Raw genomic sequence first — 2,007 nt, 5'->3', positions numbered from 1 at the left:
ACATCGTCAGCTCGCCCGCGCCGTCGACCCGCCCGGCCTCGTTGCCGGCGTCCGCGGGGGTCAGGCGCAGCACGGGGTGCAGCCCGGTCTGGTGGGAAACCAGGTGCAGGTCGTCGGCGTACGTCTTCTCGCCGACGACCGGAGAGATGTTGAGCCACGAGCCGCGGTAGCTGAACGGGATGTCCTGGATGGAGAACTGTGGACCGGACGGGGCGACGGTCATGGGCGGCAGGTGCCTTTCTGTGGTGCGGTCGGTCGGTCAGTCCTTGACGGCGCCGGCGGTCACGCCCATCGAGACGTACCGCTGGGCCAGGACCAGCAGCACGGCGGCGGGGACGGAGGCGACGACAGCGGTGGCCATGATGGCGTTCCACTGCTGGTTGTTGTTGCCGATGTAGTGGTAGATGCCGAGGGTGATCGGCTGGTGGTCGCTGCCGCCGGCCAGGGTCGAGGCGAAGATGAAGTCCGACCAGGACCACAGGAACGCGAACAGGGAGACGGTGACGATCGAGTTGCGACTGAGCGGCAGTACGACCGACCAGAAGGCGCGCAGCCGGCTGGCGCCGTCGACCACGGCGGCCTGGAGCAGTTCGTCGGGAATCCCGGACATGAAGGCAGTGAAGATCAATACGGCGAACGGCACCGCCAGCGTCGAGTCGGCCAGGATCAGGCCCGGCAGCGTGTTGAGCACGCCGAAGGTCAGATAGGTGGCGTAGAAGCCCATCGCCATGATGATTCCCGGGATCATCTGGGCGATCAGCAGCACGAAGCTCAGTGCCGTCCGGCCGGGTGGCCGGAGTTTCGCCAACGCGTATCCGGCGGGGGCGGCCAGCGCGACGGTCAGCGCCACCGTGCCGAGACCCACCAGGAAGCTGGTGCCCAGATACGGCAGCTGCTGGTCGAACACGGCTCGGTAGCCGTCCCAGGTGCCGTCGATCGGGAGCAGGTGCGGTGGGCTGGCCCGCATGTCCTGGTCCCGGGTCAACGAAACGTTGATCATCCAATAGACCGGGAAGAGCATCAGCCCGGTCAGCACCAGCCCGACGCCGGTCTTCCATCGGGCCCGGGGCGTCGACGTGGTCATCGCAGGTGCTGCCTCCGCTCGATCCGGATGTAGAGGAGGCCGGCGACCAGGGCCATCACGATGAGCAGGTTGCCGATGGCCGCAGCCGGACCGAACTCGGGCAGCAGGTTGCCGAAGCCGAGCCGGTACGACCAGATGGCGAGCGTGGCCGAGGAGCCGGTCGGGCCGCCCTTGGTCATGATCCAGATGATGTCGAAGACCTTCAGCGTGTAGATCAGTCCAAGCAGCAGCGTGATCGCGGAGACGGGGCGCAGCAACGGCAGGGTGATCGACCAGAATCGCTGCCAGGCCGTCGCACCGTCCAACGCGGACGCCTCGTACATCTCGGTCGGGATCGCCTGCAGGCCGCTGTACAGCACCACGAGGTTGAACGGGATGCCGATCCAGATGTTGGCGATGGTCACCGAGGCGAGCGACCAGCCCGGCGAGGTGAGCCAGTTGACCGGTGCGATCCCGACCGCGCCCAGAGCGGCGTTGACCAGCCCCGAGTCGCTGTTGAGCAGCCACGACCAGGTCGACGCCGAGACGATCAGCGGCAGCAGCCACGGCACGAGGATCAACGCCCGCAACGTACGGGACAGCGGGAAGTGCTGGTGGAAGAAGAGCGCCAGCGCCATGCCGATGGAGAACTGGAACGCCAGGGACACGCCGGTGAAGACCAGCGTGTGCGCCAGCGTCGGCCAGAACGCGGAATCGGAAAGGACCGTGCGGAAGTTGTCCAGGCCGGCGAAGGGCGCACCGCCCTGCACGAACGAGCGAACGGTGTACTCGCGCAGGCTCAGTTCGACGTTGCGGTAGAGCGGATAGGCGTAGAAGGCCACCAGGTAGACGGTCACGGGTGCCAGGAAGCCCCACGCCAACCAGCGGCTGGGCCGGCGGGTGCGGGACGCCGGCGGTCCGGGTGGGGCGGCGGTCGCCGCCCC

2 protein-coding genes and 1 pseudogene are annotated in these 2,007 nt (G+C 67.8%); all 3 read right to left on the bottom strand.

Annotated elements, in window-relative coordinates:
* Window positions 1-223 (bottom strand): annotated as a pseudogene (locus AB0H87_RS41285) (hypothetical protein); the annotation flags it as partial.
* Window positions 224-259: 36 nt separating this feature from the next.
* Window positions 260-1,084, bottom strand: coding sequence for a carbohydrate ABC transporter permease (locus tag AB0H87_RS41280; protein WP_360159165.1), 825 nt, complete (start codon window positions 1,082-1,084; stop codon window positions 260-262).
* Window positions 1,081-1,905, bottom strand: a complete 825-nt coding sequence (locus AB0H87_RS41275; RefSeq protein WP_360159168.1) for a sugar ABC transporter permease — start codon at window positions 1,903-1,905, stop codon at window positions 1,081-1,083. The genes AB0H87_RS41280 and AB0H87_RS41275 overlap by 4 nt, the downstream gene beginning before the upstream one ends.
* Window positions 1,906-2,007: the final 102 nt, after the last annotated feature.

It is taken from the genome of Asanoa sp. NPDC050611 (genome assembly GCF_040654855.1).
Lineage (GTDB): Bacteria > Actinomycetota > Actinomycetes > Mycobacteriales > Micromonosporaceae > Asanoa.
The sequence above is the reverse complement of the archived record's forward strand: the minus strand, read 5'-3'. Positions and strand labels throughout refer to the sequence as shown.